The sequence below is a fragment of the Pseudoalteromonas sp. K222D genome, from assembly GCF_017653575.1.
Lineage (GTDB): Bacteria > Pseudomonadota > Gammaproteobacteria > Enterobacterales > Alteromonadaceae > Pseudoalteromonas > Pseudoalteromonas nigrifaciens.
The window spans coordinates 1-969 of the sequence record NZ_JAGGDL010000094.1 but is presented as its reverse complement, the minus strand read 5'-3'; the positions used below and the strand labels follow the sequence as shown (position 1 = coordinate 969).

Genomic DNA, 969 nt, shown 5'->3' with positions numbered 1-969 from the left:
TAATTATTACGCTACGATGTTTGCAACAACGCCAGCGCCTACAGTACGACCACCTTCACGGATAGCGAAACGAAGACCTTCATCCATCGCGATTGGCGCGATTAGAGTTACTGTCATCTTAACGTTATCACCAGGCATTACCATTTCTACGCCTTCTGGTAACTGTACGTCACCAGTTACGTCAGTTGTACGGAAGTAGAACTGTGGACGGTAACCTTTGAAGAATGGAGTATGACGACCACCTTCATCTTTTGAAAGTACGTATACTTCTGATTCAAAAGTAGTGTGTGGCTTGATTGAACCAGGCTTAGCTAGTACTTGACCACGTTCAACGTCTTCACGCTTAGTACCACGTAAAAGTGCACCAATGTTCTCACCAGCACGACCTTCGTCAAGCAGTTTACGGAACATTTCAACACCAGTACAGATTGACTTAGTTGTATCACGGATACCAACAATTTCAATCTCGTCGTTGATGCGGATAATACCAGCTTCAACACGACCAGTTACAACGGTACCACGGCCTTGGATTGAGAAAACGTCTTCGATAGGCATGATGAATGCTTTATCGATGTCACGCTGTGGCTCTGGAATGTAAGAATCAAGTGCGTTTGCAAGCTCAACAATCTTATCTTCCCACTCTTTTTCGCCTTCAAGCGCTTTAAGTGCTGAACCTTGAATTAGTGGTAAGTCATCACCTGGGAAATCGTATTCTGAAAGAAGTTCACGAACTTCCATTTCTACTAGCTCAAGTAGCTCTTCGTCATCAACCATGTCACATTTGTTCATGAACACGATGATGTAAGGAACGCCAACTTGGCGAGAAAGTAGGATGTGCTCACGTGTTTGTGGCATAGGACCATCAGTCGCAGCTACTACTAAAATAGCACCGTCCATTTGAGCAGCACCAGTGATCATGTTTTTAACATAATCGGCGTGACCAGGACAATCTACGTGTGCGTAGTGACG

1 protein-coding gene is annotated in these 969 nt (G+C 44.6%); it reads right to left on the bottom strand.

What is annotated here, in order from left to right; all coding sequences use genetic code 11:
- Nucleotides 1-6 precede the first annotated feature (6 nt).
- The coding region (gene tuf, locus J5X91_RS18005) for an elongation factor Tu (protein ID WP_208835398.1) at nt 7-969 on the bottom strand (963 nt) is incomplete at its 5' end.